29 protein-coding genes are annotated in these 26,986 nt (G+C 63.5%); 15 read left to right on the top strand and 14 right to left on the bottom strand.

Annotated features, from left to right (window positions below; genetic code table 11):
• The first annotated feature begins 100 nt into the window (after positions 1-100).
• A complete protein-coding gene (locus tag EB815_RS11520) occupies positions 101-1,036 on the top strand; it encodes a ribose-phosphate pyrophosphokinase (RefSeq protein ID WP_019860650.1) in 936 nt (311 codons plus the stop codon).
• A 114-nt stretch (positions 1,037-1,150) separates the two neighbouring features.
• Here EB815_RS11520 and EB815_RS11515 read toward each other — a convergent pair.
• Both EB815_RS11515 and EB815_RS11510 read right to left on the bottom strand, forming a co-directional pair.
• Positions 1,151-2,093, bottom strand: a protein-coding gene (locus EB815_RS11515) for an IS630 family transposase (RefSeq protein WP_156394344.1) whose coding sequence is annotated in 2 segments (ribosomal slippage) — positions 1,151-1,756 and positions 1,758-2,093 — 942 coding nt in all. Because the reading frame shifts where the segments join, the coding sequence is not laid out codon by codon here.
• Positions 2,094-2,313: 220 nt separating this feature from the next.
• Positions 2,314-3,198: an AraC family transcriptional regulator gene (locus tag EB815_RS11510; RefSeq protein WP_056577968.1), complete on the bottom strand. Its 885-nt coding sequence runs from the start codon at positions 3,196-3,198 to the stop codon at positions 2,314-2,316.
• Positions 3,199-3,348: 150 nt separating this feature from the next.
• On the opposite strand from EB815_RS11510, the gene EB815_RS11505 reads away from it, so the two are divergent.
• Positions 3,349-4,590 carry an MFS transporter gene (locus tag EB815_RS11505; RefSeq protein ID WP_056578357.1) on the top strand — a complete coding sequence of 414 codons (1,242 nt, stop codon included), beginning with the start codon at positions 3,349-3,351 and terminating at the stop codon, positions 4,588-4,590.
• 72 nt (positions 4,591-4,662) lie between these two features.
• Here EB815_RS11505 and EB815_RS11500 read toward each other — a convergent pair whose 3' ends face one another.
• Entirely contained in the window at positions 4,663-5,520 is an 858-nt protein-coding gene (locus EB815_RS11500) for an alpha/beta fold hydrolase (protein ID WP_056577970.1), read from the bottom strand.
• A 150-nt stretch (positions 5,521-5,670) separates the two neighbouring features.
• Here EB815_RS11500 and EB815_RS11495 point away from each other — a divergent pair, with 150 nt between their 5' ends.
• From EB815_RS11495 to yddG, 5 genes are all read left to right on the top strand, one after another.
• On the top strand, positions 5,671-6,099 hold the full coding sequence (locus EB815_RS11495; RefSeq protein WP_056578359.1) for a MarR family winged helix-turn-helix transcriptional regulator: 429 nt from the start codon (positions 5,671-5,673) through the stop codon (positions 6,097-6,099).
• Positions 6,100-6,336: 237 nt separating this feature from the next.
• Positions 6,337-6,975 carry a 50S ribosomal protein L25/general stress protein Ctc gene (locus EB815_RS11490; RefSeq protein WP_056577972.1) on the top strand — a complete coding sequence of 213 codons (639 nt, stop codon included), beginning with the start codon at positions 6,337-6,339 and terminating at the stop codon, positions 6,973-6,975.
• Between the two features lie 23 nt (positions 6,976-6,998).
• Positions 6,999-7,721, top strand: coding sequence for an aminoacyl-tRNA hydrolase (gene pth / locus EB815_RS11485; RefSeq protein ID WP_056577974.1), 723 nt, complete (start codon positions 6,999-7,001; stop codon positions 7,719-7,721).
• 94 nt (positions 7,722-7,815) lie between these two features.
• Positions 7,816-8,919: a redox-regulated ATPase YchF gene (gene ychF / locus EB815_RS11480; RefSeq protein ID WP_056577976.1), complete on the top strand. Its 1,104-nt coding sequence runs from the start codon at positions 7,816-7,818 to the stop codon at positions 8,917-8,919.
• Positions 8,920-9,013: 94 nt separating this feature from the next.
• Positions 9,014-9,916, top strand: a complete 903-nt coding sequence (gene yddG, locus EB815_RS11475) for an aromatic amino acid exporter YddG (protein WP_056577978.1) — start codon at positions 9,014-9,016, stop codon at positions 9,914-9,916.
• Positions 9,917-10,046: 130 nt separating this feature from the next.
• Here the strand turns inward: yddG and guaD are convergent, their stop codons facing one another.
• Complete coding sequence (gene guaD / locus EB815_RS11470) at positions 10,047-11,411, bottom strand: guanine deaminase (protein ID WP_056577980.1); 1,365 nt, start codon at positions 11,409-11,411, stop codon at positions 10,047-10,049.
• A gap of 135 nt (positions 11,412-11,546) precedes the next feature.
• Here guaD and EB815_RS11465 point away from each other — a divergent pair, with 135 nt between their 5' ends.
• From EB815_RS11465 to EB815_RS11445, 5 genes are all read left to right on the top strand, one after another.
• Entirely contained in the window at positions 11,547-12,881 is a 1,335-nt protein-coding gene (locus EB815_RS11465; RefSeq protein ID WP_056577982.1) for a uracil-xanthine permease family protein, read from the top strand.
• Between the two features lie 63 nt (positions 12,882-12,944).
• The gene (locus EB815_RS11460; RefSeq protein WP_056577984.1) at positions 12,945-13,733 is read left to right on the top strand and encodes an APH(3')-II family aminoglycoside O-phosphotransferase; all 789 of its coding nucleotides are present in this window, start codon (positions 12,945-12,947) and stop codon (positions 13,731-13,733) included.
• A gap of 152 nt (positions 13,734-13,885) precedes the next feature.
• Positions 13,886-14,860 carry a magnesium/cobalt transporter CorA gene (gene corA, locus EB815_RS11455; protein ID WP_056577986.1) on the top strand — a complete coding sequence of 325 codons (975 nt, stop codon included), beginning with the start codon at positions 13,886-13,888 and terminating at the stop codon, positions 14,858-14,860.
• A 123-nt stretch (positions 14,861-14,983) separates the two neighbouring features.
• Positions 14,984-15,454, top strand: a complete 471-nt coding sequence (locus tag EB815_RS11450) for a MaoC family dehydratase (protein ID WP_056577988.1) — start codon at positions 14,984-14,986, stop codon at positions 15,452-15,454.
• Positions 15,451-15,912: a MaoC family dehydratase gene (locus tag EB815_RS11445; RefSeq protein WP_056577990.1), complete on the top strand. Its 462-nt coding sequence runs from the start codon at positions 15,451-15,453 to the stop codon at positions 15,910-15,912. The genes EB815_RS11450 and EB815_RS11445 overlap by 4 nt, the downstream gene beginning before the upstream one ends.
• A 153-nt stretch (positions 15,913-16,065) precedes the next feature.
• Here EB815_RS11445 and EB815_RS11440 read toward each other — a convergent pair whose 3' ends face one another.
• The 4 genes from EB815_RS11440 to petA all read right to left on the bottom strand — a co-directional run bounded on the left by EB815_RS11440 (position 16,066) and on the right by petA (position 19,412).
• Positions 16,066-16,611 (bottom strand): adenine phosphoribosyltransferase, encoded by a 546-nt coding sequence (locus EB815_RS11440; protein WP_056577992.1) that lies wholly within the window; start codon positions 16,609-16,611, stop codon positions 16,066-16,068.
• A 97-nt stretch (positions 16,612-16,708) separates the two neighbouring features.
• Positions 16,709-17,566, bottom strand: coding sequence for a cytochrome c1 (locus EB815_RS11435; protein WP_056577994.1), 858 nt, complete (start codon positions 17,564-17,566; stop codon positions 16,709-16,711).
• A gap of 27 nt (positions 17,567-17,593) precedes the next feature.
• The gene (locus EB815_RS11430) at positions 17,594-18,895 is read right to left on the bottom strand and encodes a cytochrome b (protein WP_056577996.1); all 1,302 of its coding nucleotides are present in this window, start codon (positions 18,893-18,895) and stop codon (positions 17,594-17,596) included.
• A gap of 16 nt (positions 18,896-18,911) precedes the next feature.
• Positions 18,912-19,412 carry a ubiquinol-cytochrome c reductase iron-sulfur subunit gene (petA, locus tag EB815_RS11425; RefSeq protein WP_236952375.1) on the bottom strand — a complete coding sequence of 167 codons (501 nt, stop codon included), beginning with the start codon at positions 19,410-19,412 and terminating at the stop codon, positions 18,912-18,914.
• Positions 19,413-19,787: 375 nt separating this feature from the next.
• On the opposite strand from petA, the gene EB815_RS11420 reads away from it, so the two are divergent.
• The gene (locus EB815_RS11420) at positions 19,788-20,132 is read left to right on the top strand and encodes a cupin domain-containing protein (RefSeq protein WP_056577998.1); all 345 of its coding nucleotides are present in this window, start codon (positions 19,788-19,790) and stop codon (positions 20,130-20,132) included.
• 60 nt (positions 20,133-20,192) lie between these two features.
• Here the strand turns inward: EB815_RS11420 and EB815_RS11415 are convergent, their stop codons facing one another.
• From EB815_RS11415 to EB815_RS11395, 5 genes are read right to left on the bottom strand one after another with little or no spacing between them, the layout of a single operon-like run.
• Positions 20,193-20,504, bottom strand: coding sequence for a DUF6665 family protein (locus tag EB815_RS11415; protein ID WP_056578000.1), 312 nt, complete (start codon positions 20,502-20,504; stop codon positions 20,193-20,195).
• 1 nt (position 20,505) lies between these two features.
• Entirely contained in the window at positions 20,506-20,985 is a 480-nt protein-coding gene (locus EB815_RS11410; protein WP_056578002.1) for a GNAT family N-acetyltransferase, read from the bottom strand.
• Positions 20,986-20,989: 4 nt separating this feature from the next.
• Entirely contained in the window at positions 20,990-22,873 is a 1,884-nt protein-coding gene (locus tag EB815_RS11405; protein WP_056578004.1) for an ABC transporter ATP-binding protein, read from the bottom strand.
• On the bottom strand, positions 22,870-24,756 hold the full coding sequence (locus tag EB815_RS11400; protein ID WP_056578006.1) for an ABC transporter ATP-binding protein: 1,887 nt from the start codon (positions 24,754-24,756) through the stop codon (positions 22,870-22,872). The genes EB815_RS11405 and EB815_RS11400 overlap by 4 nt, the downstream gene beginning before the upstream one ends.
• 29 nt (positions 24,757-24,785) lie before the next feature.
• Positions 24,786-25,181, bottom strand: a complete 396-nt coding sequence (locus tag EB815_RS11395; protein WP_081294812.1) for a hypothetical protein — start codon at positions 25,179-25,181, stop codon at positions 24,786-24,788.
• Between the two features lie 446 nt (positions 25,182-25,627).
• Here EB815_RS11395 and EB815_RS11390 point away from each other — a divergent pair, with 446 nt between their 5' ends.
• A complete protein-coding gene (locus EB815_RS11390) occupies positions 25,628-26,086 on the top strand; it encodes a tRNA (cytidine(34)-2'-O)-methyltransferase (RefSeq protein WP_056578010.1) in 459 nt (152 codons plus the stop codon).
• Between the two features lie 159 nt (positions 26,087-26,245).
• Positions 26,246-26,692 (top strand): redox-sensitive transcriptional activator SoxR, encoded by a 447-nt coding sequence (soxR, locus tag EB815_RS11385; protein ID WP_056578013.1) that lies wholly within the window; start codon positions 26,246-26,248, stop codon positions 26,690-26,692.
• On the opposite strand, the gene EB815_RS11380 is transcribed toward soxR, so the two are convergent.
• On the bottom strand, positions 26,689-26,946 hold the full coding sequence (locus EB815_RS11380; RefSeq protein ID WP_027030665.1) for a hypothetical protein: 258 nt from the start codon (positions 26,944-26,946) through the stop codon (positions 26,689-26,691). The genes soxR and EB815_RS11380 overlap by 4 nt on opposite strands.
• Positions 26,947-26,986: the final 40 nt, after the last annotated feature.

The following is a 26,986-nucleotide window of genomic DNA, read 5'->3' as shown; positions in this document are numbered from 1 at the left end:
CGATCTCGGCGCTTGCAATACTAGCGCGGGCCGCTAAAAGCCCGATTAAAAGGTGCGGGAGAGTCTGTCAGGCCTTCCCATCCCCCACCAGGAACGGTGCATGAAACTCTTCGCGGGCAATTCCAACAGGGTGCTGGCCGAAGCGGTCGCCCGCTATCTCAACATCCCGCTGGGCAAGGCCAGCGTCAGGCGCTTCGCCGACCAGGAAATCTTCGTCGAAATCCAGGAAAACGTGCGCGGTGAGGATGTCTTCATCCTGCAGTCGACCTCGTTCCCGACCAACGATCATCTGATGGAACTGCTCATCATGATTGACGCCTTCATGCGCTCATCGGCCAAGCGCATCACGGCGGTGATTCCCTATTTCGGCTATGCCAGGCAGGATCGCCGGGCCTCGGGCCGTACGCCGATCTCGGCCAAGCTGGTCGCCAACATGATCACCCGCGCCGGCGTCGACCGCGTTCTGACGCTCGACCTGCATGCCGGCCAGATCCAGGGCTTCTTCGACATCCCGACCGACAATCTGTTCTCGGTGCCGGTGATGGCCCGCGACGTGAAGGCGAAATACAAGCAGCTCGGCAACGTCGTGGTGGTGTCGCCCGACATTGGCGGCGTGGTGCGGGCGCGGGCGCTGGCCAAGCGCTTCGATGCGCAACTGGCCATCGTCGACAAGCGCCGTGAGCGCCCGGGCGAATCGGAAGTGATGAACATCATCGGCGCGGTGGCCGGCAAGGATTGCCTGCTGATCGACGATATCGTCGATTCCGGCGGTACGCTGTGCAACGCCGCCGATGCGCTCTTGGCCAACGGCGCCACCAGCGTCACCGCCTATATCACCCACGGCGTGCTGTCGGGCGGCGCTGTCGCCCGCATCAGCGGCTCGAAGCTGCAGGAACTGGTGATCACCGATTCCATCCAGCCGACGCAAGGCGTGCTCGACGCCCCCAACATCCGCGTCATCTCGATCGCCGACCTGATGGGCGAGGCGATCTCGCGCACGGCGACCGAGGAATCGGTGTCGAGCCTGTTCGACTAGAGCAATTCCAGGAAAAGTGTGAAACGGTTTTCCGTCCGGAGTTGCGTTAAAACAATGAGTTAGAGCAGTTCGCCGTTTCCGTGAAACGGTGAAATGCTCTAGAGCGTGTTTCACTTACATTGAAGCATATCCAGCGTTGACGAGATAGTTGGCGCATTCAGCGGGTTGAAAGCTTTCGAGGAGTGTTCCGATACGTCGCCATGTGGCCTCGACGGTCCGTTCTGAAGCCTTTCGCATGAGGTGCTTGAGCTTGGCGAAGACCTGCTCGATCGGGTTTAGGTCTGGACTGTAGGGTGGCAGGTAGAAAAGCTTGGCTCCGGCCGCGCGAATGGCACGACGAATGGCTTGCCCCTTGTGACTTCCAAGATTGTCCATGACGACGATGTCACCGGGCGAGAGCGTCGGCACGAGGAACTGCTCAACCCAGGCCGCAAAGCTTGCACCGTTGATGGGACCATCAATGACGCAGGGCGCGTCGATGCGCTCGCAGCGCAGCGCGGCCAGGAAGGTCAGCGTGCGCCATTTGCCATGCGGAGCCTTGGCGACCAATCGGTGCCCACGAGGCCCCCAGCCTCGTAGCGGCGCCATGTTGGTTTTTGCCCAGGTTTCGTCGATGAACACCAGGCGCCGTGGATCAAGCCTGCCTTGATACTTCCTCCATTGCGCCCGGCGCCGCGCAATCGCCGGCCTGTCCTGCTCGCTGGCGAACAGCGTTTTTTTTGAAGCTGAACCCGGCCTCCTTCAGCACCCGCCACACCGACACCGGGGCTGCCACGATGCCGCGCTCGGCAAGCTCCGCCGACAGCGCTCGCACGCTCACATGCGACTGTGAGGCTACCCGCTCCAGCAGCCACACGCGATGTGGCTCCAAATCCCGGCCGGATTGACGCCCCATGCGCAACGCCGATGCGCTTCCGCTCAATCGTTGGCGTTGCGACCACTTCACAACACTCGCCACGCTCACCCCGAACAATGCAGCCGTTTCCCGGCATGTCCGGCCAGCCGCAACCGCTGCCGCAACGCGCTCACGAAGATCGTTTGAATAGGGTCTTGGCATCCGATGCTGGCCTCCGCCCAGCCAGCATCTTGAATCACAAAATCACCTCGGCGTGAATCCCAACCGATTCAAATCAACAGCAACACGCTCTAGTCTGGAGCGTTTCCACCATTTCATGGAAACAGCGGACCGCTCCAACTCTTCGTTTTGACGCAATTCCCAAGGGCAGGCGCTACGCGCTTGTCCCGGGAAAACCGCCCACACTTGTCCTGGAATTGCCCTAGGCTACAGGGCCTTCCAGCCGCGCCGGCACGTTTGGCCGGCGAACACTTTCGCCATTGTCGCGCGCGCCGCGCATATACCCGCGCGGCGAGGAGCCCAGCATGCGCTTGAACATGGTGATGAAGGCCGGCACGCTGTCATAGCCCAGGTCGAGCGCCACCCTGGTGATGGGCTCGCCATCGGCGAGCCTCGGCAGCGCGGCGAACAGGCACGCCTGCTGCCGCCATGTCGACAAGGACAGGCCGGTCTGGCGCTGGAAGGCGCGCGTGAAGGAACGGCGGCTCATCCCGGCGGCATCGGCCCATTCGTCGATCGTTGCGTGCGGCGAGGGCGCTGCGACGAAGCGCCGGCACAGCGCCGCCAGCCTCGGATCGGACGGGAATGGGAGCCCGAGCGGCCGTTCCGGCAAGGTCGGGATTTCATGCAGCAGCAGGTTCATGATCAGCCCGCCGCGTCCTTCCAACTCGCCGCCTTGCGGCAGTTTCTCCGATTCCACGATCAGGCTGTGCATCAGCTCGGTGACGCCGACGACGCGCAAGCCTTCGGGCAGCCCGGGGATCGCACCAGGCATGACATAGACCGAGCGCATCGACACGTCGCCCAGCATCTCGACGGAATGTTCGATGCCGGCCGGAATCCACATCGCATGGTCGGGCGGCACCATCCAGCGCCCGTGCCGCGTCGTCACCAGCACGACGCCGACCAACGCGTGCAGCAGTTGGCTGCGGCTGTGTCGATGTTGCGGCACATGGTAGCCGTCAGGATATTCGGTCGGCAACGCGACCGCCGGCCCGGCCACTTGTTCCAGCCACTGCCAGCGGCTCTCGTGCAACTTGCCGAGATCGGCGTTACCGGCGTGGAAGATTTCCCTGCCATGTGGCATCGGCTATGGCCCACTCGCGAAATTATTGGACCAAACCACGAAAGAAGTCGCCCTGCAAGCAGCTTATAAGGCAACCGTCCTAAGGCAGCCGCAGGAGCGGCCGCCAGATTGCCCGCGGGCGTGCCCGCCAAAAAGACCACGGAGCCTACCTTGACCGATACGACAGCCGCCAGCGTCGCGCCATCCACGAGCGCCAGTCACGCTTCAGCCCAGGCGACGGCCTTCACAGTCATCCTGGCGGTGAGCCTGTGCCATTGCATCAACGACATCATGCAGTCGCTGCTATCGGCCATCTACCCGCTCCTGAAAGACAATTACGGCCTCGACTTCTGGCAGATCGGCCTTTTGACCTTCACCTTCCAGGTCACGGCGTCCCTGCTGCAGCCGATCATCGGCATGATCACCGACAAGCGGCCGATGCCCTATTCCCTGCCTTACGGCATGGCGGCGTCGCTGATCGGGCTGGTCGTGCTGGCCTATGCCGGCCACTACTACCTGCTCCTGATCGGCGCCTCGCTGATCGGCATCGGCTCGGCGATCTTCCATCCGGAATCCTCGCGCATCGCCCGTTTCGCGTCTGGCGGCCGGTTCGGCCTGGCACAGTCGCTGTTCCAGGTCGGCGGCAATTTCGGCCAGTCCATGGGCCCCTTGCTGGCCGCCTTCATCGTCGTGCCGTTCGGCCAGACCAGCATCGCCTGGTTTGCCGTCGGCTCGCTGATCGGCATTGTCATCCTGTGGCAGGTCGGCGGCTGGTACAGCCGTCTGCGCGCCGCGCAAGGCAACCGCAAGGCGGCAAGCTTCGTCTCGCCCTTCCCGCGCCGCAAGGTGATGTCGGCATTGATCGTGCTGACCTTGCTGGTGCTGAGCAAGAACGCCTACATCGCCAGCCTCGCCAGCTACTACACCTTCTATTCCATCCATAAGTTCGGGGTGTCGGTGCAGATGAGCCAGGTGATGCTGTTCCTGTTCCTCGGCGCCTCGGCGCTCGGCATCCTGCTCGGCGGCCCATTCGGCGACCGCTACGGACAGAAGGCGATGATCTGGTTCTCGATCGTCGGCGTCCTGCCCTTCACGCTGGCGCTCCCCTACGCCAATCTGGAATGGACGATGGTGCTGACCGTGCTGATCGGACTGATCCTGTCGTCGGCCTTCTCCAACATTGTCGTCTTCGCGCAGGAACTGGTGCCGGGCCGCGTCGGCATGATCGCCGGCATCTTCTTCGGCTTCGCCTTCGGCATGGGCGGCATCGCGGCGGCCGTGCTCGGCGTCGTCGCCGACATGAAGGGCATCGATTTCGTCTTCCAGGTCTGCTCGTATTTGCCGTTCCTGGGCCTGCTGACGGTGTTCCTGCCCAACATGAAGGAAGCCCGGAAGGCGCAGGCGGCGGCCTGACCCGGCGGATCCGAATTCAGATGAGAGCACCCGCCCAGATGGGCGGGTGTTCTGTCTATCGATCAGAAGGCACTACGCCTTGAAGAAGGCCAACAGGTCGGCATTGATGACATCCGCGTGGGTTGTCGCCATGCCGTGCGGAAAACCCTTGTAGACCTTGAGCTCGCCCTTCTTGAGCAGCTTGATCGAGAGCAGCGCCGAGTCGGCGATCGGAACGATCTGGTCGTCATCGCCATGCATGACCAGCACCGGCACGCCGATTGCCTTCAGATCCTCGGTGAAGTCGGTTTCCGAGAACGCCTTGATGCAATCATAATGCGCCTTGGTGCCGCCCATCATTCCCTGACGCCACCAATTGTCGACGACGCCCTGCGAGACCTCGGCACCCGGGCGGTTGAAGCCATAGAACGGACCGGCCGGAACGTCGCGGAAGAACTGGGCGCGATTGGCCGCCTGGGCAGCGCGGAACCCGTCGAAGACCTCGATCGGCAGGCCGCCTGGATTGGCCGCCGTCTTGAGCATGATCGGCGGCACAGCGCCGATCAGCACCGCCTTGGCAACGCGGCCGCCCGAGCCGTACCGCGCCACATAGCGCGCCACTTCGCCGCCGCCGGTCGAATGGCCGACATGGATGGCGTTCTTGAGGTCGAGATGCGCCGCGAGTTCGGCGACATCGGCGGCGTAGGTGTCCATCTCGTTGCCGATATCCGTCTGCGTCGAGCGGCCATGGCCGCGCCGGTCGTGGGCGATGACGCGGTAGCCTTGTGCCAGGAAGAACAGCATCTGGGCGTCCCAGTCGTCGCTGCTCAGCGGCCAGCCATGATGGAAGACGATGGGCTGGCCGGTTCCCCAATCCTTGTAGAAGATCTGCGTGCCGTCCTTGGTGGTGATCGTGCCGCTGCCGGAACCGGATTTTGTCTGCGAAGCCATCTCAATCTCCTTTGATTGTTTTCGCGATAAACAATATCGCGATACCTATATGGCTAGCGCAGCCTTGAACCCCTGTCCACCAAAAACATGTATCGCGATATCATTTTTCGTGGTACCGGATTTCCTGCGTCGGCAAACAAGGAACGCGTCGTGCCTCTCCCGTTGGACAACCAGCTCTGCTTCACGCTCTATGCCACCAGCATGGCGATCAACCGCACCTACAAGCCGATGCTGGACGAGATGGGGATAACCTATCCGCAATATCTCGTGCTGAACGCACTGGGCGAGGCCGATGGCATGTCGGTCGGCGGGATCGCCCACCGGCTGGCCTTGGAATCGAGCACCGTCACGCCGCTGGTCAAGCGCATGGAACAGGCCGGCCTTGTCACCCGCCAGCGCAGCCAGACCGACGAGCGCCAGGTCCAGGTCGACCTGACGGCAGCCGGGCGCGCGCTGCTCGTCCAGTGCAACTGCCTGAACGAGACACTGATCGAGCGTTCGGGCATGACGCTGGCCGGGCTCGATACACTGAACCGGCAGGTCCAGGCGCTGCGCGACGCGTTGAGCGGCGACCGGTAGTCAGCCCTTCCCGCCGCCGCTTGCGCCTGTCGCTGCCTTCCGCTATAGAGCCGCCACCCGCGTAGACACCCTTGGAGGCAACGCGGCGGAAGGCTGCCTTCCCTTGTGATCCCGAACAAAAGGTCCGTCTCGAAGCGGTAGCCTTCATTCGGAAATCCAGGACCGGCGGCTTTCGACGTTTACGGCTCGGGCACATTGCCCACCGCGAACGCTCCATAACACGCGAAAGGAAAAGCCATGAGCCACGATACTTACGAGCTCAAGGCCGAAGCGCGCGAACAGGTCGGTAAGGGGTCCGCCCGTGCAGTTCGCCGCAACGGTAAAGTGCCTGCAGTAATCTATGGTGACAAGCAGCCTCCCCTGGCGATCGCTCTCACCTACAAGGACATCTACTACAAGATCCATGGCGGCGGGTTCCTGACCACGGTCGCCACGATCGATGTCGACGGCAAGAAGATCCAGGTCCTGCCGAAGGACTTCCAGCTCGACCCGGTCAAGGATTTCCCCGTCCATGTCGACTTCCTGCGCATCGGCAAGGACACCGAGGTCAATGTCGACGTGCCTGTCCACTTCATCAATGAGGACAAGTCGCCAGGCATCAAGCGCGGCGGCGTGCTCAACATCGTGCGTCACGAAGTCGAGTTCCACTGCCCGGCCAATGCGATCCCGGAATTCATCACCGTCGATCTCACCGGCACCAATATCGGCGACTCGATCCACATCTCGGCGGTCAAGCTGCCGGCCGGCGTCAAGCCGGTGATCTCCGATCGCGATTTCACCATCGCGACCATTGCCGGTTCGTCGGCGATGAAGCCGGAGGCGGAAGAGACGGTCGAGGCCGCACCTGAGGCGGCTCCCGCCGCCGAAGAGAAGTAACTCTTTCCCGCCCGGAGCAGACGATGCTTGTCTTTGCAGGCCTCGGCAATCCGGGCGCGAAATATGCTGATAACCGGCACAATGTCGGCTTCATGGCGGCGGACGCTATCGCCCGCCGCCATTCCTTTTCGCCCTGGTCGAAGAAATTCCAGGGTCTGATCGCCGAGGGCACGCTCGGCGGCGAAAAGATCATCCTGATCAAGCCGCAGACCTTCATGAACCTGTCCGGCCAGTCGGTCGGCGAAGCCTTGCGCTTCTACAAGCTCGATGTTTCCGCGCTCACCGTCTTCTATGACGAGATCGACCTTGCCGAAGGCAAGCTGCGCATCAAGACCGGCGGCGGCGCCGGCGGCCACAACGGCATCCGCTCGATCGACGGCCATGTTGGCAACGCCTATCGCCGCGTGCGCATCGGTGTCGGCCATCCCGGCGTCAAGGAAATGGTCCAGCACCATGTGCTCGGCGACTTCGCCAAGGGCGACCGCGAATGGCTCGATCCCTTGCTCGAATCGATCGCCGACAACGCCGCCATGATCGTCAAGGGCGACGAATCCGGCTTCATGAACAAGGCCGCCCTCGCCGTCCAGGGCAAGGCCGCGGCCGAGCCGGAAAAGCCGGCGCGCAAGCAGGAACCCAAGCAGCAAAGTCACGTCCGTCAGGCGCGTCCGCAGCAGCCGGCGGTCAAATTGCCGGAATCCGGCCCGATGGCCGCCATGCTGAAGAAACTCTTCGGCAACAAGGACTGAGCGCCACGCATGCGGCCTTACAGGGCTTGACGTTGATCACCCCTATCGCCCATAGCCCTCATCAAATTTCGTTTTCCCGATAGGACCGGACACAATGGGTTTCAAATGCGGCATCGTTGGCTTGCCCAACGTCGGCAAGTCGACGCTCTTCAATGCGTTGACCAGGACGGCGGCGGCGCAGGCCGCCAACTATCCGTTCTGCACCATCGAACCGAACACCGGCGAGGTGGCGGTGCCCGATCCGCGCCTGCAGAAGATCGCGGCCATCGGCAAGTCGAAGGAGATCATTCCGACCCGCATCTCCTTCGTCGACATTGCCGGCCTGGTGCGCGGCGCCTCCAAGGGCGAAGGGCTGGGCAACCAGTTCCTCGCCAACATCCGCGAGGTCGACGCCATCGTGCACGTCCTGCGCTGCTTCGAGGATGACGACATCACCCATGTCGAGGGCCGCATCGACCCCGTCGCCGACGCCGAGACGGTCGAGACCGAGCTGATGCTCGCCGACCTCGACAGCCTGGAGCGCCGCATCGTCCAGATCCGCAAGCGCGCCGGCAGCAAGGACAAGGAAGCGGTGACCGTGCTGCCGATGATGGAGGCCGCGCTCGAGCTGCTGCAGGCGGGCAAACCGACCCGCGTGCTGCTCAAAGGCATCTCGGCCGAAGACTTGCGCATCCTGCAGGGCTTGAACCTCCTGACGTCGCACCCCGTGCTCTATGTCTGCAACGTCGCCGAGGCCGATGCCGCCACCGGCAACGAGCACACCCGGGCCGTGGAGAAGATGGCAGCCGCGCAGGGCGCCGGCACGGTGGCGATCTCGGCCGCGATCGAGGCCGAGGTCGCCCAGCTCTCCGACGAGGAAGAGATGGAATTCCTGTCCTCGCTCGGCCTCGACGAGCCGGGCCTCAACAAGGTGATCCGCGCCGGCTATGAGCTTTTGCATCTCATCACCTATTTCACCGTCGGGCCGAAGGAGACGCGCGCCTGGACCATCCACAAGGGCGACAAGGCCCCGCAGGCCGCCGGCGTCATCCACACCGATTTCGAGCGCGGTTTCATCCGCGCCCAGACCATCGCCTACAACGACTTCGTCACGCTGGGCGGCGAAGTGGCGGCCAAGGAAGCCGGCAAGGCGCGCGACGAAGGCAAGGAATATGTCGTCCAGGACGGCGACATCATGCTGTTCAAGTTCAACACGTGAACAGCCGCGTCGCATTCCAGACAGGGTGAGGCCGTACGCGGCTGCCATCAGCCGGTCCTTTCCGCTATCCCGTCAATGAAGCGGAAGGGCGAACATGAACAGGACGATCCCAACCCTGGTCGGTTTCTCGGCCATTCTGACCTGGTCGTTCCTCGCGCTGCTTTCGACCGCGGCCGGACCGATTCCGCCCTTTCAACTCGCCGCCATGACATTTCTGCTCGGCGGCTCCGTCGGAGCGGCCAGCTGGATCGTTCGGCCCTCGGCGATCAGGTCGCTGCGGCAGCCATGGCAGGTCTGGGCAATCGGCACGGCAGGGCTGTGCATCTACCATTGTGCCTACTTTTTCGCGATCCAGTCGGCCCCGCCCGTTGAAGTGAGCCTGATCGCCTATCTCTGGCCATTGCTGATCGTTGTCTTCGCCGCCTTCCTGCCGGGAGAACGGCTTAAACCTCACCATATTGCCGGTGTGGTCCTCGGCCTGGCAGGCGCCATCGTCGTCATCACGAAGGGCGGAAGCGTCGGGCTCGCCGACGGGGTGAAACCGGGCCACGTCATCGCGCTGTTCTGTGCTTTCGTCTGGTCCGGTTATTCCGTCCTGTCGCGCCGCTTTGGCCAGGTTCCGACCGATGTGGTCGCCGTTTACTGCCTCATCACCGCAGCGGTCGCCTTCACGCTGCACCTCACGCTTGAGACCACGGTCTGGCCTCAAACACCGACGCAATGGAGCGCCATCGCCGTTCTGGGCGTGATCCCTCTCGGCGCCGGCTTTTACGCATGGGACTATGGCTGCAAGCACGGAGACATCATGATCCTGGGCGCGATCTCGTATGCCGCGCCGCTGTTCTCGGTGATCGTGCTGCTGCTGGCGGGCTTCGGCGTCTTCCATTGGTCCGTGGCGCTCGCTTGCGCGCTGATCACGGTTGGCGCGCTGATTGCCGCCAAGGACATGCTGCTCAAGCCGAAGAGCGAGGCCGCTGCGGAAACAGCGCGCGCCTAGAGCATTTCACCGTTTCGCGGAAACGGCGAACCGCTCTAGCTCTTTGTTTTGACGCAATTCCGGACGGAAAACCGCTCACACTTTTCCTGGAATTGTTCTCGTCCAGGTCGATTGGCGGGACGCAGCCCTTCTATTGCCCCGCCACCATCCGGCCGCTCACCCAGACCCTGGCGATATTCGCCCGCGCCGCGTTGAGCACGATCTTCTGGAAGACATCGTCAAGCGTGTCGTCGGCGGCGTTGATGCGGATGTTCGAGGTGCTTGCCTTGGTGTCGATCAACAGCGCGTCGAATTCGTGCCCGACGCGAAAGCTGCCTGTCGGCAGGTCGAGCGCTTCGGCGCCGCCGGCGGTCGCCAGCCAGAACGCCTCCTGATGCGTGATCGGCTCGCCGGGCGCGCCGCGCTGCTCGGGCGGCAGGCCGGCATGCACGCCGCTATGCAGCGTCCTCGACGCCGACAGAGCGTGCCGGCAGCCGTCGAACAGAGAGGGGCTGTAGCCCCCCGAAACATCCGTTCCCAGTCCGACATGCATCTGCCGGTCGAGTGCCACGCGCAGCGGGAACGCCGCATTGGCGAAGTAGACATTTGAGAGCGGGCAATGGGCGACGCCGGCACCCTTCTCCCTGATGAGGTCCATGTCCTGCCCGTCGATGAAATTCGAATGCGCCAGGATGGTGTGGCGGGTGAGCAGGCCGAAACCGTCCAGGCTGGCCGCATCGGTCTGACCGAAGCGCTCCTCCACGAATTGCTTTGCCCAGTCACTCTCCGAGCAATGCGTCTGCACATGGCAGCCGAATTCCGTCGCGAGTTCACCCAGTCCCCGCAAGGCCGCATCCGTGCAACTCGGGATGAAGCGCGGCGTGATCACCGGCTGGACCAGCGGTCTCTCGCCCGAATCCAGTGACTGGACCGCCACGATGAACCGCCTGGTGTCCGAAACGGCACTCGCCGCATCGGCATCGCGGTAGAAGGGCGGGCACTGCTGGGCATCGTCCATCGCCACCTTGCCGACCAGGGCGCGCTGACCCTTTTCCAGGCAAATCCCGGCAAGCGCCAGGCTCGCCTCGACATGGACGGTGGCGAAATAGAGCGCCGTGGTGGTGCCGTTGGCCAGAAGATTGTCGACCAGATCGGCATAGATCTCGCGGGCATAGTCGACGTCCGCGTAGCGGGCCTCGAGCGGAAATGTATATTTCTGCAGCCAGACCTCGAGCGGCACATCGAGCGCCTTGCCCATCTGCGGCCATTGCGGCGCATGGATGTGCAGGTCGACCAGGCCGGGCAGCAGGAACTGGCCGTCGGCAAGCCGCACCAGCGTACCGGACAGGCTGGCATCGCTTACCCGCGCCGCATGGTCCGGATGGCCGGGCGCCAGGATCTCGGCGATCCGCCCCTGCGCATCGATGCTGAACAGATGATCTTCCAGCACTTCCAGCCTGCCGCGCTCCGGCGTGTGGAAGGCGGTGCCGAGCAGCGTGAAAGGTTCTCTTGTCATCTGTCGCTCCGGTTGCGCTGGCGCGTGAGACCGTCACTGCGTGGCCCACTAAAAAACAGTTGGCAAACCTTTGCGCCGCTGTCCTTTGCCGGCGACTGATCACATGATCGTGTTGAGATTTCCAGAGGGGACATCATGGAACGCGTTGCGCCAGAAATCACTTTGATCGCCCAGCCGGACGATCCGTTGCCCCTGGGCAAGGCCGCCCTGCTCGGCCTCCAGCATGTGCTGGCGATGGACGTCTACATCGTGCCGTTCATCATCGCATCGGTGCTCGCCTTCAGCGTCGGCGATGCCGGCGCCTTCATCCAGTCGGCCTTCGTGGCGGCGGGCATCGCGACGCTGATCCAGTCGCAGCTCCTGATGCGGCTGCCTGTGGTGCAAGGACCGTCCTTCGTCCCGATCGGCGCGGTGCTGGCGATCGCCTTCGGTGCTGGCGGTGGCGTTGGCGGGCTGTCGGCGGTGATCGGCGCGCTCATTCCCGGCGCCATACTGGTCATGCTGCTCGGGTCGCCGACAAGGATCTTCCATCGCCTCGTCAACCGTTTCGTGCCGCCCATCGTCGGCGGCGCCATCATCATCGTGGTCGGCGTCGCGTTGATGCCGGTGGCACTCAAGGAAAGCGTGTTCGCCGTCCACGCCACCGCCACCGTCGGCGGCAACATCATCCTCGCCTTCATCGCGGCGGCGGTGCTTGTCGGCTGCATGCTGACCGGCATGGCGCTTGGCGCGAAAGGCGCGTGGCTGCGCCTGCTTTCCGTCATCATCGCGCTTGTGGCCGGCAGCGTCGCGGCCGCCTTCATGGGCCAGCTGGACATGACGGGCGTTTCCGCCGCGACCTGGTTTTCCATGCCGCGCATTGCGTTCCTCAACCTCGACGTGACCTTCTCGCTGTCGGCGACGCTGACGATGCTGATCGTCTATATCGTCGTCCTGGCCGAAACCACCGGCACCTGGTTCGCGGTCGGCGCCGTCATCGACAAGCCGTTGTCGGATGAACAGCTCGACCGGGGCGCCACCGGCGAAGGCCTCGGCTGCCTGGTCAGCGCCCTGCTGTGCAGCACGCCGGTCACCGGCTACTCTTCCAATGCCGGCATCATCGCCATCACCGGCATCGCCAGTCGCGCCGCCTTTGCCGCGGCCGGCATCTTCCTGGTGCTGTTCGGTCTGATCGGCAAGCTGTCAGCGGTCATCGCCTCGATCCCGGGACCGGTCATCGGCGGCGTCTTCGGCGTGCTGTGCGTCGTCATCGCCATGAACGGCTTTCGCGTGGTGCGCGGCACGCCGCTGACCGAGAGGAACATGCTGGTCATCGGCCTGCCGATCCTGATGGCACTGTTTGCCACGCTGGCGCCGCCGGATTTCGTCAAGACGCTTCCGGATATCGTGCAGTACATTCTCGGCTCGTCCATCGCCTTCGGCGCCGTCTGGGCCATCGTGCTGCACCAGATCCTGCCGAACGCCAGATAGGGATATCGGGAGGCCGGACACCAGAGCCCGGTCTCCCAATCCCCGGCCTGCCGATCCCTGTCGATGAACTTCGTCTCCGAAAATGAACTGCCGCGGGAGCTGAAGAACAGGCTCTCCGGCTATCGCTGGCACCGGCAAACCATCGGCAGATCACAGGCCGGCGTGTTCCGACTGGTGGCCGACGACAAGCCGGCCCTGTTCCTGAAATGCGAGCGGAACGGTCCGTTTGCCGAACTCGCCGATGAAGCCGCGCGGTTGCGCTGGCTTGCCGGACAAGGCATCGCCTGCCCCGATGTGATCGCCATGGAAAGCCATGCCGGTCACGACTGGCTGCTGATGTCGGCCGTCGCCGGCGAGGATTTGGCGTCGGCGCCGATCGATCCGGCTGATGTCATCGAGATCATGGCCAGCGCGCTTCGCGACCTGCACGCGCTGGATATCGGCTCCTGCCCCTTCGACCATCGCCTCTTCAGGCGCATCGCGGCCGCGCGATCGCGCATGGAGGCCGGCGTCGTCGACGAAGACGATTTCGACGATGAGAGGCAGGGCTGGAGCCCTGCAAAAGCCTTCGCCGAGCTTGAGGCGCTGAGGCCAGCAAGCGAGGATCTTGTCGTCACCCATGGCGATGCCTGCCTGCCGAATGTCATGGCTGCCCGGGGCCGTTTCAGCGGTTTCATCGATTGCGGCCGGCTGGGCGTCGCCGATCGCCACCAGGATCTGGCGCTCGCCTGCTGGAGCATCCGCTATAACATCGGCGAAACCTGGATAGAGCCCTTTCTCGAACGCTACGGACCACCGCAAGCAGAGCCGGCGAAGCTTTCCTGGTATCGGCTCCTCGACGAGTTTTTCTGAGCGGCCGATGGCGGCCTGTCCCGGTGGGGCTTGTCTTGATTTTGTCATGCCACGGGTCTAAGCGGCAGGCACACGGTCGCGCACACGACGAAGAGCCGTGCAATCCGACACGACGCGCAATCCGAACGCACCTTCGCAGGGGAGATCTGGCGATGATCAAGGCATTTGTCGTGGACAATGATCGCCTGCGCGTCGTCGACGACCTGCTGGCGGATGGCGACAGGGTCGTCTGGGCCGATCTGGTCAATCCGACCAAGGAGGAAGAGGCCACCATCGAAAGCTGGCTCGGGGTCGCCATCCCGACCCGCGAGGAGATGGAGGAGATCGAGATTTCCAGCCGCCTCTACATCGAGGACGGCGCCTACTTTATGACCGCCACCTTGCCCGCGCAGACCGAGGTCGACGATCCCCTGATGTCGCCGGTCACCTTCGCGCTCGCCGGCAACAGGCTGATCACCATTCGCTATCATGAACCCAAGGCCTTCAAGACCTTCCCGCTGCGCGCCGAGAAGGTGGCGACCGGCTGCACCAGCGGCGACACCATCCTGATCGGCCTGCTGGAGGCGATCGTCGACCGTCTCGCCGACATCCTTGAGCGCGCAGGCCGCGACATCGAGGGGATTTCGCGCGACATTTTCGAGGCACGCTCGACCAAGGTGTCGAAGCGCAACCGCGACTTTCAGGAATTGCTCAAAGCCATCGGCCGCAAGGAGGACATCACCTCTTCCGTCCGCGACAGCCTGATCTCGCTGCAGCGCCTCGCCGGCTTCCTCGCCCATGTCGCCACCCAGACCAAGATGAGCAAGGATGTGCGCGCCCGCATCAAGACCTTGTCGCGCGACGTGCTGTCGCTCGCCGACCACGCCACCTTCCTGTCGCAGAAGATCTCCTTCCTGCTCGACGCCACGCTCGGCATGATCTCGATCGAGCAGAACGCCATCATCAAGATCTTTTCTGTCGCCGCCGTCATCTTCCTGCCACCGACGCTGGTCGCCTCGATCTACGGCATGAATTTCGATATCATTCCCGAGCTGAAATGGGAGCTTGGCTATCCCTTCGCCATCGGCCTGATGATCCTGTCGGCGATCCTGCCCTTCTGGTATTTCCGCCGCCGCGGCTGGCTCTGACCGCTGCCGCGGGTGCCCGCTGCCTACGCTGGCTCACCAGAAAGGACTTGACCAAATCGCCCCTGGCCTGCATCCGGGTTTGCCGATCCATGCGGGTCGCGCGTTCCGCAGGGATTCCAGACCATGACCGGAAAGACATGGGCCTATGAGGATTTCGTCGAGGGTGCCTCGTTCGACCTCGGCACCAAACAGGTAACCGCCGCCGAGATCATCGAATTCGCCAGCGAGTTCGATGCCCAGCCCATGCATCTCGACGAGGAAGCCGGCAAGGCCAGCATCCTGGGCGGCCTCTCGGCCTCCGGCTGGCACACCTGCGCCATGTTCATGCGCATGTGGTGCGACGCGTTCCTCTTGGACTCCACCTGCCAGGGTGCGCCCGGCGTCGACCAGGTCAGGTGGAAGAAGCCGGTCCTGGCTGGCGACAGGCTGGTCGGCACCATGGTCGTGCTTGCCAAGCGCCTGTCGAAGTCGAAGCCGGATCTCGGTTTCGTCACCTTGCGCAGCGAGTTGGTCAACCAGCGTGGCGAAAGCGTCTTCGAGCTTGAGAACTCCGTCATGTTCCTGACGCGTGACGCGGCGGGGAATATGGCATGACCCTGGACGAATTCTTCCGCATCGGCACCACCGTCACGCTGGGCTCGCACAAGTTCGAAGCCGAGGCGATCAAGGCGTTTGCCCGCAAATACGACCCTCAGATCTTCCACATCGACGAGGAGGCGGCCAGGAAAAGCCTGCTCGGCGGGCTCTGCGCCTCCGGCTGGCACACCGCCGCCACCTGGATGAAGCTCAACCTCGAAAGCCGGATGGGCGCCGAGTGGACCGGTCCTGGCCCGGCGCCCGAATTCGGCCCTTCGCCCGGCTTCAAGAACCTGAAATGGCTGAAACCGGTCTTCGCCGGCGAGACCGTCACCTTCACCCGCACCGCGCTGTCCCACCGCCCGATCTCGTCACGCCCCGGCTGGCGGCTTTTGTCGCTGCGCTCGGAAGCTTTCGATTCGACCGGCGACAAGGTGCTGGAGTTTGAGAGCGCCGTGCTGGTGAAAGTGGAGTGATTTCTTCCTTCGCCCCGTTTACGGGGAGAAGGTGCCCGAAGGGCGGATGAGGGGCGGCGCCAGCGGTGGTGTCTTGCACTCGACGGTCGTACTATACCCCTGCTCCGCTCGCCTTGCTCGCCTCCCTCCTCGCAAACCGGGCGAGGGAAAGATCTAATGTCCCTCGAACCCGATCAGCGTCCTTACCGGAACACCGAGCGCCTCGAGCTTGGCGCGGCCACCCAGATCCGGCAGGTCGATGACGAAGCATGCCGCCAGTATATCGGCGCCGATCTGGCGCAGAAGCCTGACCGCCGCTTCCGCCGTGCCGCCGGTGGCGATCAGATCGTCGACCAGGATCACCTTCTCGCCCGGTGAAACGCCGTCCTTGTGCATCTCCATCTCGTCCAGCCCGTATTCCAGGCTGTAGGCGACGCGCACCGTCTCATAGGGCAGCTTGCCCTTCTTGCGGATCGGCACGAAGCCGGCCGAGAGCTGATGGGCGACGGCGCCACCCAGGATGAAGCCGCGTGCCTCGATGCCGGCTATCTTGTCGACCTTCTGCCCGGCATAGGGATGCACCAGCTCGTCGATGGCGCGGCGAAAGGCGCGCGCATTGCCAAGCAGCGTGGTGATGTCGCGAAACAGGATGCCTGGCTTGGGGTAATCGGGGATGGTGCGGATGGCCGACAGCAGGGTCTCTTCCAGGGAGGATTTCATGGGCAATTGTTCCGTTGCCTTACAGTTTTGCCGGTAAGCGGCCGAAAAGAAAAGGGCGCCTTTCGGCGCCCTTGCATTTTCAGGTGCCGGCGCGGCCTTAGTGCGCCACGCCTTCCCACACCTTGCGCTTGGTCAGGTAGACGAGCGCGCCGAACAGAAGCAGGAACACCAGCACGCGGAAGCCCATCTTCTTGCGGGCCTCCATGTGCGGCTCGGCTGCCCATGTCAGGAAGGCAGCCACATCGCGGGAATACTGGTCGACGGTCTGCGGCGAGCCGTCGTCATAGGTCACCTGACCGTCGGAGAGCGGCTTGGGCATCTTCAGCGACACGCCCGACATGAAGTACGGGTTGTAGTGCGTGCCTTCCGGGATGACCATTCCGGCCGGCGGCGTCTGGTCGTAGCCGGTCAGCAGCGAATGGATGTAGTCGGGACCGCCGGCGTCATACTGGGTGAAGATGTCGAAGACGAACTGCGGAAAGCCGCGCTCGACGCCGCGCGCCTTGGCCAGCAGCGACATGTCGGGCGGGGCAGCGCCGCCGTTGGAGGCAGCAGCGGCTTGCTCATTGGCGAACGGCGCCGGGAAATGGTCCGACGGCTTGCCGGGACGGTCGAACATGTCGCCGGCATCGTTGGGGCCGTCATGGATGGTGTATTCGGCCGCCAGCGTCTTGATCTGCGCGTCGTTGTAGCCGAGGTCCGACAGCGTGCGGAACGCCACCAGGTTCATCGAATGGCAGGCCGAGCAGACTTCCTTGTAGACCTTCAGGCCGCGCTGCAGCTGCGCCTTGTCATAGGTGCCGAACGGGCCGGTGAAGCTCCAGCCCATTTCCTTCGGCTCGTTGATCGGGAAATGCGTCGGAGCCGCCGCATTGTGCGCCTCTTCGGCCGCGAACGCCGCGGTGCCGGCGGCCACAAGGCCGATCAGCGCAAGCGAGGTGAGAATCTTTTTCATGCCAAATCCCCTTAGATTCTCTACCGCTCAGCCCTTGGTCTGTGGTGCGGCCGTGGCGCCCGCCGGATGCCCGCTGCCACCCTTGTTCTTCTCCAGAACCGCCTCGGTAATCGAGTTCGGCAGCCTGCGCGGCGTCTCGATCAGGCCGAGGACCGGCATGATGATCAGGAAGAAGGCGAAGTAGAACAGCGTTGCCATCTGCGCCATGAACACATAGCTGCCTTCCGCCGGCTGCGAGCCCAGCCAGCCAAGCAGGATGGCATCGGCCACGAACAGCCAGAAGAACAGCTTGTACCAGGGCCGGTAGACGGCCGAGCGCACCTTGGAAGTGTCGAGCCACGGCACCAGGAACAGCATGGCGATGGCGCCGAACATGCACAGCACGCCGCCGAGCTTGGAGTTGATCGGCCCGATGTTGAACGTGATGGCGCGCAGGATCGCGTAGAACGGCAGGAAGTACCATTCAGGGACGATGTGGGCCGGGGTCTTCAGCGGGTTGGCGACCGTGTAGTTGTCCGGATGGCCGAGATAGTTCGGCAGGTAGAAGACGAAGTAGGCGAAGAAGAACAGGAACACGATCATGCCGAACGCGTCCTTGATCGTCGCGTAGGGCGTGAAGGCGACGGTGTCGGTCTTCGACTTGACCTCGATGCCGGTCGGGTTCGACTGGCCCACGACATGCAGCGCCCAGACGTGCAGCACGACAACGCCTGCGATCATGAACGGCAGCAGATAGTGCAGCGCGAAGAAGCGGTTGAGCGTCGGATTGTCGACGGCGAAGCCGCCAAGCAGCAATTGCTGGATCCACTCGCCGACCAGCGGTATGGCGCTGAAGAAGCCGGTGATGACGGTGGCGCCCCAGAAGCTCATCTGCCCCCACGGCAGCACGTAGCCCATGAAGCCGGTCGCCATCATCAGGAGGTAGATGATGCAGCCCAGGATCCACAGCAGTTCGCGCGGTGTCTTGTAGGAGCCGTAATAGAGGCCTCGGAAAATGTGGATATAGACGGCGACGAAGAAGAACGAGGCGCCGTTGGCATGCATGTAGCGCAACAGCCAGCCGGAATTCACGTCGCGCATGATCTTCTCGACCGAATCGAAGGCGAGCGTGGTGTCGTTCGAGTAGTGCATGGCCAGCACGATGCCGGTCAGGATCTGCGCCACCAGCATGATCGACAGGATGCCGCCGAAGGTCCACGCATAGTTGAGGTTGCGCGGCACCGGATAGGCGATGAAGCTGTCATAAACCAGCCGCGGCAGCGGCATGCGGGCGTCGAACCAGCGTCCGAGACCGGTTTTGGGCGTATAGGTCGAGTGTCCCTCGCTCATCGAAATATCCCCTGCCTCAACCGATAAGGATCTTGGTATCGGAAATGAACTTGAATACCGGCACAGCCATGTTCTCTGGCGCCGGGCCTTTGCGGATGCGGCCGGCGGTATCGTATTGCGAACCGTGGCATGGGCAGAACCAGCCGCCGAAATCGCCTTCCTGGCCGAGCGGGATGCAGCCCAGATGCGTGCAGACCTGAACCATCACCATCCAGGCTTCCTTGCCGGGCGTGGTGCGGTTGGCGTCGGTCGCCGGCGCGTCGGCCGGCAGATTGGCGTTGCGGGCGATCGGATCCTTGAGATCGGAAAGGTTGACCGCCTCGCCGTCCTTCATTTCCTTTTCGGTGCGGTTGCGCACCACCACCGGCTTGCCGCGCCACTTGACGATCAAGGACATGCCCGGCGTCAGCGAGGCGACGTCGACTTCAACCGAGGCGAGCGCCAGCGTCGAGGCATCGGGGCGCATCTGGTCGATGAACGGCCAGGCGACGGCACCGGCTCCGACCACGGCCGCCATGCCGGTGGCGACGTAAAGAAAATCTCGACGATTGGGATCGTGGATGTCGGTTGCGCTCACGGGTGCCTGATCCTTTCGCCTCTTCCGCGCCGGTGGCCGAGCCTTGTTCCCCGCTCAATCACGCCAACCCGACAGCGCATGGCGAACAGGCTAGCGAATTCCTCCGGCATTTGGACTTCGGTTTATGCGTGAAGCCCGTTTTTGTCCAGACGGGTCAAGGCACAAGGGCAGATTGTCGCGGGGACAAAATCCCCTATTGCGCGGCAAGGCGGGGAACGGCCGCGAAAGGACGCTAAACAACCGGGAAATATCAGCAAAATCGGGCGTCCTTGTTTACCTCGACTCAGGACACCGGTGTGATCTATCTTCCCTGGCATGGCGCACGTCATCGACCGTGAGGAATGGGCCGTTCGTCCCGACCGCTGGAAGGGCGAGCTGCAATGCGGTGCCTACGGCTCCAACTCCTGCCTGATCTTCAACTACCTGGCCGATGTCGGCGGCGGCCCGCGGCTGCACTCCCATCCCTACGCGGAGATTTTCATCATCCGCCAGGGCGCCGGCCTGTTCACCATCGGCGACAGGGAAATCGAGGCCTCCGCCGGCCAGATCGTCATCGTGCCGCCTCACACGCCGCACAAATTCACCAATCTCGGTCCGGGGCCGCTGGAGACCACCGACATCCACGAGAACGGCAGCTTCATCACGAAATGGCTGGAGTGACCATGATCCCGAAAAGTGGGACCCGGTTTTCGGAAAAGATTATGGTCGACAAAAAGTCCCCTACATGGCGCCAAGCCTGACCAGGACGGCTTTGGGGATGTCGTATTCGCGGATCACGGCGTCGTGCCTTCGCAGGCCGCACAGTTCTCGCTGGATGAAATAGCCATGCACCGCGGCGGCCGCCTCCTTGAGCAGAAGGGGGCGCGACTGCTCGTCGCCATTGTCGCGCAGCCTGGCCAGGGTTTCTTCCACGCGCTGTCCGGCACGGCCGAGCGCGGCCGCCTTCTCGGCCAGGACCTCATGGCCAAGCGCATCGAAGGCCGCTTCAGCGGCCGAGGCGCCGGCAAGATGAGATGGCGGACGCAAGGACATTTCAGTTCCCCTTTCCGAACACCATGCGATGGGTGACGAATTCTTCGCCTTCCACGCGCTCAAAGCCAAGCCGTTCATAAAAAATGAAGGCTTCCCGCGGCGCGCGGGTGTTCAACACGGTGAAATAGCGGCGTGCCCGATCGATGACGGTCTCGACCAGCATGCGGCCAAGGCCGGCGCGACGGTGAGGCGCGCCGACGAACAGGTGCCGGACCCGGCCATGGCTCCTGCCCTCGACATAAGGATCGATGTTCAGCCCGCAGACACCGGCGAGGTCGCGGCCATGCCATGCCCCGTAAAGCGCCTCGCCTCGCTTCAGGAACTTGTTACGGCCACTTGACCAGCCATCCGCCAGGCGCACCAGCATCCAGTAGCCCTCCAGCCGGCTCTCGTCCTTCAGCCTGTCGAAGGCCGGCGTGGTCGGCCGGAGCCGCTTGAGCTCATAACCGATCCCTGGGCTGGCCCTGAGCGATCCACCCATGCGCCTACTCCGCCGGCCGCGTCTCTTCGAGCACGCTTTCCTCGTGATAGAGGAAGCCGCCGGACTGCCGCTTCCACAGCCGCGCATAGAGCCCGTCGAGCGCCACCAGTTCGTCATGCGTGCCTTGTTCGACGATGCGGCCGCCATCCAGCACGACGAGGCGGTCGAGCGCGGCGATCGTCGACAGCCGGTGGGCGATGGCGATGACCGTCTTGTTCTCCATCAGCCGGGTGAGGTTCTCCTGGATCGCCGCCTCGATGTCGGAATCGAGCGCCGAGGTCGCCTCGTCGAGGATCAGGATCGGCGCGTCCTTGAGGAAGACACGCGCGATCGCCACGCGCTGGCGCTGGCCGCCCGACAGTTTCACGCCGCGCTCACCGACAAAGGCCTCGTAGCCGGCGCGATCCCTGTTGTCCCGCAGGCCCAGGATGAAATCATGCGCCTCGGCCTTCTTCGCCGCCGCGATCACCTCGGCATCGGTCGCGTCGGGCATGCCGAGCTTGATGTTGTCGCGCAGCGAGCGGTGGAACAGGGCGGTGTCCTGGCTGACGACGCCGATATTGGCGCGCAACGAGTTCTGCGTCACCCGGGAAACATTCTGGCCATCGATGGCGATGGAGCCGCTTTCCAGCTCGTAGAGCCGCAGGATCAGATTGGCGAGTGTCGTTTTGCCCGCACCCGACGGCCCGACCAGCCCGACCTTCTCGCCCGGCCGCACGACAAGGTCGATGCCGTTCAGCACACCGAACCCCTTGCCGTAATGGAACTCGACATTCTTCACGTCGATGCGCCCGCCGGCGACGACGAGCTCCTTCGCATCGGGTGCGTCGGTGAGTCCGAGCGGCTGCGAGATCAGCGCCTTGGAATTCTCCAGCACGCCGAGATTGCGCAGAATGCTGTTGAGCTGCATCATCAGCCGGCCGAGCAGCATGTTGAGCCTGAGCACCAGCGAAAGCGTGAAGGCGACCGCGCCGACGGTGATCGAGCCCTCGACCCAGAGATAGACGGCAAAACAGCCGATCGCCGTGATCATGATGCCCGACAAGGTCGTCAGCGCCATGCGCACGCCGGTCAGCCTGCGGGTGAAAGGCCGCAGCGCGTCGAGATAGATGTCGAAGCCGTTCCTGATATAGCGGTCGTCGCCATCGGCCGCGAACAGCTTCAGCGTCTGCACATTGGAATAGGAATCGACGATGCGGCCGTTGATCATCGAGCCCGCCTCGGCGGTCGCCTCGGCATGTTTGCGGATCGCCGGCAAATAGAGCCTGGCCAGCCAGCCAAAGGCCACGATCCAGATCACCACCAGCGCCGCCAGCCTGAGATCGAGCCCCGCGACCAGCGCCAGCGTCGTGACCGTATAGACGAGCATGAACCAGACGACCTCGATGAAGCTCTCCATCAGGTCGCCGGTGGCCTGGCCCGCCTGCCAGACCTTGGTGGCGATGCGGCCGGCGAAATCGTTCTGGAAGAATGCGTAGGACTGGCGCGACACGTGGCGATGCGCCTGCCAGCGGACCAGATTGTAGAAGCCGGGCGTGATCGTCTGCTCGTCGACCAGCGCCGACAGGCCGACGACGATGGTGCGGACGACCAGCACAACCGCGACCATGAACACCAGTTCGGGGCCGGCGGCGGTCCACAGCGCATGCCAGCTGCGCTCGCCGGGAAGCTGGTCGAGAATATCGACCAGCCGCCCGACGAAGTAGAACAGGCCGGCTTCGACCAGCGGCGCGATGCCGCCTATGACCAGCATGGCGAAGAAGGCGAATTTCGCTTGGCCGACATAATGCCAGAGAAAACCGCCGACGCTCGCCGGTGGCCGAAGATTCGCCGGCTCCCTGAACGGATAGACCCAGTTCTCGAACCAGCGATAGACGGCTGTCATCATTCGGCAGCTTGGCCCTTTGCAATTGCGTCGTTGGCGACTTCGGTCGGTATGTCCTCGAGCAGGAACCCGCCCGACTGGCGTTGCCAGAGCTGCGCGTAGAGCCCGCCCTTGGCGACCAGTTCGTCGTGCGAACCTTCCTCGATGACACGACCCTGATCCATCACCACGAGCCTGTCCATCGCCGCGATGGTCGAAAGCCGATGCGCGATGGCGATGACGGTCTTGCCCTGCATGAGCTTGTAGAGATTCTCCTGGATGGCCGCCTCGGCCTCGGAATCCAGCGCCGACGTCGCCTCGTCAAGGATAAGTATCGGTGCATCCTTCAACATAACGCGAGCGATGGCGATGCGTTGCCGCTGGCCGCCGGACAATTTGACGCCGCGGTCGCCGACATAGGCGTCAAACCCCTTGCGGCCGTTGTGGTCCGAAAGTCCGCCGATGAAGTCCAAAGCCTCGGCCCGCCGCGCCGCCTCGACGAGCATCTCCTCGGTGGCGTCGGGGCGGCCATAGAGGATGTTCTCGCGCACCGAACGATGCAAAAGCGAGGTGTCCTGCGTGACCATGCCGATCTGGGCCCGCAGCGAATCCTGTTTCACACCGGCGATCTCCTGGCCGTCGATCAGGATCCGGCCGCCCTCCAGGTCGTAAAAACGCAACAAGAGGTTGACCAGCGTCGACTTGCCGGCCCCCGAGCGGCCGACAATGCCGACCTTCTCGCCAGACTTCACCGCCAGCGACAGGTTTTCGATGACGCCCTTCTGCTTGCCGTAGTGGAAGCGGATATCCTCGAAACGGATCTCGCCCTTGGAGACGGCGATCTCCTTCGCATCCGGCCTGTCCTCGACAAGGCGCGGCAGCGAGATCGAGGCGATGCCGTCATGCACCGTGCCGATGTTCTCGAACAGGCCCGACATCTCCCACATGATCCATTGCGACATGCCCCACATCCTGAGCACCAGGCCGATGACCACGGCGACCGCGCCGATCGTCACCACTTGCCCCATCCACAGCCACAGCGAGATGACGGTGACCGAGAACAGGAGCAGCGCGTTCAATATGTAGAGCGTGCCGAAAAGCACCGTCACCAGCCGCATCGACCGGTAGACCGTGTCGAGGAAGCCCATCATGCCTTCCCTGGCGAAAGTGGCCTCGCGGCGCGCATGGGAAAACAGCTTGACCGTCTGGATGTTGGAGTAGCTGTCGACAACGCGGCCGGTCATGATCGAGCGCGCATTGGCCTGCTCCTCGCCGACCTTGCCCAGTCGGGGAATGAAGAAGCGCAGCAACAGTACGTAGCCGACCAGCCAGACGCCCAGCGGCGCGGCCAGCCGCCAGTCCGCCGAACCGACGATGAACAGCATGCCGAGGAAGTAGACGATGACGTAGTTCAGGACGTCGATCACCTTGATGACGCATTCGCGCACGGCGAGCGCCGTCTGCATCAGCTTGGTGGCGATGCGGCCGGCGAACTCGTCCTGGTAGAAGCTCATCGACTGCTTGAGCAGATAGCGGTGCACCTGCCAGCGGATGCGCATGGGATAGTTGCCCATCAGCGTCTGCTGGTTGAGCAGCGAATGCAGCCACACCGTGCCGGGCAGCGCGAACAGCACGATGAAGGCCATGCCGGCGAGCTTCCAGCCCTCCGTCTGCAGGAAGGTTTCGCGATTCTGCCCCGACAGCCAGTCGACGATGCGGCCAAGGAAGCCGAACATCCACACTTCCGCGATGGCGATCGCCGTCACCAGCACCGCATCGATGAGGATATAGGGCCATGCCCCGCGCGTATAATGCAGGCAGAAGGCCACCAGGGTCTTGGGCGGCTCGACCGGTTCCGCTGCGGGGAACGGATCGAGCCTTCTTTCAAACCAGCTAAACAACAACATGAGTCATGCCTGTAAAATCTGTTTTCCGCTTATGCGGCTTGGCGACGTACGAGGTCCCCGGCCCGCATGGCGCCGAGGGCCGACGGTCCGGAATCACCCTGACCGTCGGCCCTGCTTCGCGCTATATAGGGGTTCGCGGGCTTTTCGCCGACAGGCGCGTTTGCCGATCCTGCCGACACCGTGCCGGCAGCCCGGTTTTTCGCGCCCGGCCGGATCAGCCGGATGATCCGGCGCACCAAAGACGGCCGGCTCGGATCGGGAACGGCGCGCGAGAAATCGACATCCGGCAGCATGCCGCGATGCGGGCGGCGGCGGACTTCGGCATGGACCGCAGACGAATAGGTTTCGCCGATCAGCAGCGCCCAGGTCGGCAGCCGGTGGATATGCAGGCTCCTGGAGCCCGGTATTCTGTAGGGATCGAACATCGGTCCGTCCTCCGTGTGAAAATAGAGATAAAAAGGCGAAGCAACATCCTCCGCCGGCATTCGGCCGGAGGCGTGGGTCGCGTCGGTCCGGACACGACGCCAGGCGTCGGTCTGGACATGTTCAGATTGGGCGTTCAGCCCTTTTGACTTTTTGAAAAACATCGCAGGATTCCTTCGAGAGCCGAAAAGGTGTTTCGGCGGGAATCGGTGCGATCAAGTCTTAGAGAGTCAGGAGAATCGTCGTACCGAAACCGCCGGCAGGCAGGTAAGCCCACGAGAGGGGCGCTGGATGTGCATGGTCATCATGAATTACCCCTCCATCGGTTCGGGTTGACAATGCTGGCCGTATACCCGACTTCGCAAAAAATGGCCACCCGCAGGTCCAGCAATTTCCAAAACCGGGAGGTCCCTGTGGCCGATCTGCCACTTATTAGAAGGACGCGGAAATGAACGGTCGTCTCCGCATCGCGCTCTACCAGCCTGACATTGCCGGCAATACCGGGACAATCCTGCGCTTCGCCGCGTGCCTCGGGCTTGGCGTCGACATCATCGAGCCGGCCGGCTTTCCGCTCTCCGATAAGGCGCTCAGGCGCTCCGGCATGGACTATCTCGAAATGGCTGCCCTGACCCGCCATGTCGACTGGCAGGCCTTCGAGGATTGGCGCAAGGCCGGCGCGCACCGGCTGGTGCTCTTGTCGACCAAGGCCACGGCCGCCTACACCGGCTTCACCTTCGCCGACGGCGACATCCTCTTGTTTGGCCGCGAATCCGCAGGCGTGCCGGATCCTGTCCATCAGGCGGCGGACGCGCGGCTGACCATCCCCATGCAGGGCGCCGCGCGCAGCATAAACGTCGCGTTGTCGGTCGCCATGGTGGCGGGCGAAGCCATCCGGCAGCTCGGATAGGATCGGCGGCCCGTCGACAGCGCTCTTGCCGTCGCCGACGACAGTGGTTTCTCCGGTCATTCTCACCCAGGCGCACATCGCCTTCTCCTGTCATTTGCCCGATCAGCATTTCTTCGCTACAAGCTCAACTTAACTTGAGGTCAAGCGGAAAAGTCGGAAATGGCTCCAGTAACGGAATTGACGGTCGGCCAGGTGGCCATGCGCAGCGGCGTCGCGGTGTCGGCGCTGCATTTCTATGAGGCGCGCGGGCTGATCCGCAGCCATCGCACGTCGGGCAACCAGCGGCGCTACGGCCGCGACGTGCTGCGGCGGGTGGCGATCATCCGGATCGCCCAGGAGGTCGGTATCTCGCTCGCCGAGATCGGCGAGGCACTGGCATCCCTGCCGGAAGGCCGCACGCCGACGCGCGACGACTGGAGCCTGCTTTCAACCGCCTGGCGCGATGGGCTCGACCACAAGATCGCTCAGTTGAAGAAACTGCGCGACGGGCTGACCGACTGTATCGGCTGCGGCTGCATGTCTATCGACAAATGCCCGCTCCGGAACAAGGGCGACCGGCTGGCAAGGCAAGGCACGGGGGCGAGGCGTCTGGTGATAGGATCCTAATCCGCCACCGGCAACCGCCTTATCGTGAACTCGATGAGGTCGCCCGGGCGCTCGAACCAGCTTTCGATCTCGGTCCAGTAGGCTTGCTTGGGAAAGCGCTCGAACCATTCCTTGGCCTTGAGCCGCGCATCGGAGCGCGGCAGGACGAAGGTTTCGCGCAGGAAACCGTCGCGCGGCATGCGTGCGCGCTCGGCCCGGCTTTGATCGAGCCTTTTCTTCAAGCCATCCAGCGGCGGTCTTGCCGGGGTGCGCACGAAAAAACTCCTTGCACCGCAGCGCATGATCCGAAACCGG

Origin of the sequence: Mesorhizobium loti (genome assembly GCF_013170705.1) — a bacterium.
GTDB lineage: Bacteria > Pseudomonadota > Alphaproteobacteria > Rhizobiales > Rhizobiaceae > Mesorhizobium > Mesorhizobium loti_D.
This window is presented reverse-complemented; position numbering and strand designations above follow the sequence as displayed.

Excerpts from the sequence above, each read along its gene's own strand:
- EB815_RS11520 (WP_019860650.1), top strand. The coding sequence starts at position 101 with ATGAAACTCTTCGCGGGCAATTCCAACAGGGTGCTGGCCGAAGCGGTC.
- EB815_RS11510 (WP_056577968.1), bottom strand. The coding sequence starts at position 3,198 with ATGCCACATGGCAGGGAAATCTTCCACGCCGGTAACGCCGATCTCGGC.
- EB815_RS11500 (WP_056577970.1), bottom strand. The coding sequence starts at position 5,520 with ATGGCTTCGCAGACAAAATCCGGTTCCGGCAGCGGCACGATCACCACC.
- EB815_RS11490 (WP_056577972.1), top strand. The coding sequence starts at position 6,337 with ATGAGCCACGATACTTACGAGCTCAAGGCCGAAGCGCGCGAACAGGTC.
- pth (WP_056577974.1), top strand. The coding sequence starts at position 6,999 with ATGCTTGTCTTTGCAGGCCTCGGCAATCCGGGCGCGAAATATGCTGAT.
- ychF (WP_056577976.1), top strand. The coding sequence starts at position 7,816 with ATGGGTTTCAAATGCGGCATCGTTGGCTTGCCCAACGTCGGCAAGTCG.
- yddG (WP_056577978.1), top strand. The coding sequence starts at position 9,014 with ATGAACAGGACGATCCCAACCCTGGTCGGTTTCTCGGCCATTCTGACC.
- guaD (WP_056577980.1), bottom strand. The coding sequence starts at position 11,411 with ATGACAAGAGAACCTTTCACGCTGCTCGGCACCGCCTTCCACACGCCG.
- EB815_RS11465 (WP_056577982.1), top strand. The coding sequence starts at position 11,547 with ATGGAACGCGTTGCGCCAGAAATCACTTTGATCGCCCAGCCGGACGAT.
- EB815_RS11460 (WP_056577984.1), top strand. The coding sequence starts at position 12,945 with ATGAACTTCGTCTCCGAAAATGAACTGCCGCGGGAGCTGAAGAACAGG.
- corA (WP_056577986.1), top strand. The coding sequence starts at position 13,886 with ATGATCAAGGCATTTGTCGTGGACAATGATCGCCTGCGCGTCGTCGAC.
- EB815_RS11450 (WP_056577988.1), top strand. The coding sequence starts at position 14,984 with ATGACCGGAAAGACATGGGCCTATGAGGATTTCGTCGAGGGTGCCTCG.
- EB815_RS11445 (WP_056577990.1), top strand. The coding sequence starts at position 15,451 with ATGACCCTGGACGAATTCTTCCGCATCGGCACCACCGTCACGCTGGGC.
- EB815_RS11440 (WP_056577992.1), bottom strand. The coding sequence starts at position 16,611 with ATGAAATCCTCCCTGGAAGAGACCCTGCTGTCGGCCATCCGCACCATC.
- EB815_RS11435 (WP_056577994.1), bottom strand. The coding sequence starts at position 17,566 with ATGAAAAAGATTCTCACCTCGCTTGCGCTGATCGGCCTTGTGGCCGCC.
- EB815_RS11430 (WP_056577996.1), bottom strand. The coding sequence starts at position 18,895 with ATGAGCGAGGGACACTCGACCTATACGCCCAAAACCGGTCTCGGACGC.
- petA (WP_236952375.1), bottom strand. The coding sequence starts at position 19,412 with ATGGCGGCCGTGGTCGGAGCCGGTGCCGTCGCCTGGCCGTTCATCGAC.
- EB815_RS11420 (WP_056577998.1), top strand. The coding sequence starts at position 19,788 with ATGGCGCACGTCATCGACCGTGAGGAATGGGCCGTTCGTCCCGACCGC.
- EB815_RS11415 (WP_056578000.1), bottom strand. The coding sequence starts at position 20,504 with ATGTCCTTGCGTCCGCCATCTCATCTTGCCGGCGCCTCGGCCGCTGAA.
- EB815_RS11410 (WP_056578002.1), bottom strand. The coding sequence starts at position 20,985 with ATGGGTGGATCGCTCAGGGCCAGCCCAGGGATCGGTTATGAGCTCAAG.
- EB815_RS11405 (WP_056578004.1), bottom strand. The coding sequence starts at position 22,873 with ATGATGACAGCCGTCTATCGCTGGTTCGAGAACTGGGTCTATCCGTTC.
- EB815_RS11400 (WP_056578006.1), bottom strand. The coding sequence starts at position 24,756 with ATGTTGTTGTTTAGCTGGTTTGAAAGAAGGCTCGATCCGTTCCCCGCA.
- EB815_RS11395 (WP_081294812.1), bottom strand. The coding sequence starts at position 25,181 with ATGTTCGATCCCTACAGAATACCGGGCTCCAGGAGCCTGCATATCCAC.
- EB815_RS11390 (WP_056578010.1), top strand. The coding sequence starts at position 25,628 with ATGAACGGTCGTCTCCGCATCGCGCTCTACCAGCCTGACATTGCCGGC.
- soxR (WP_056578013.1), top strand. The coding sequence starts at position 26,246 with ATGGCTCCAGTAACGGAATTGACGGTCGGCCAGGTGGCCATGCGCAGC.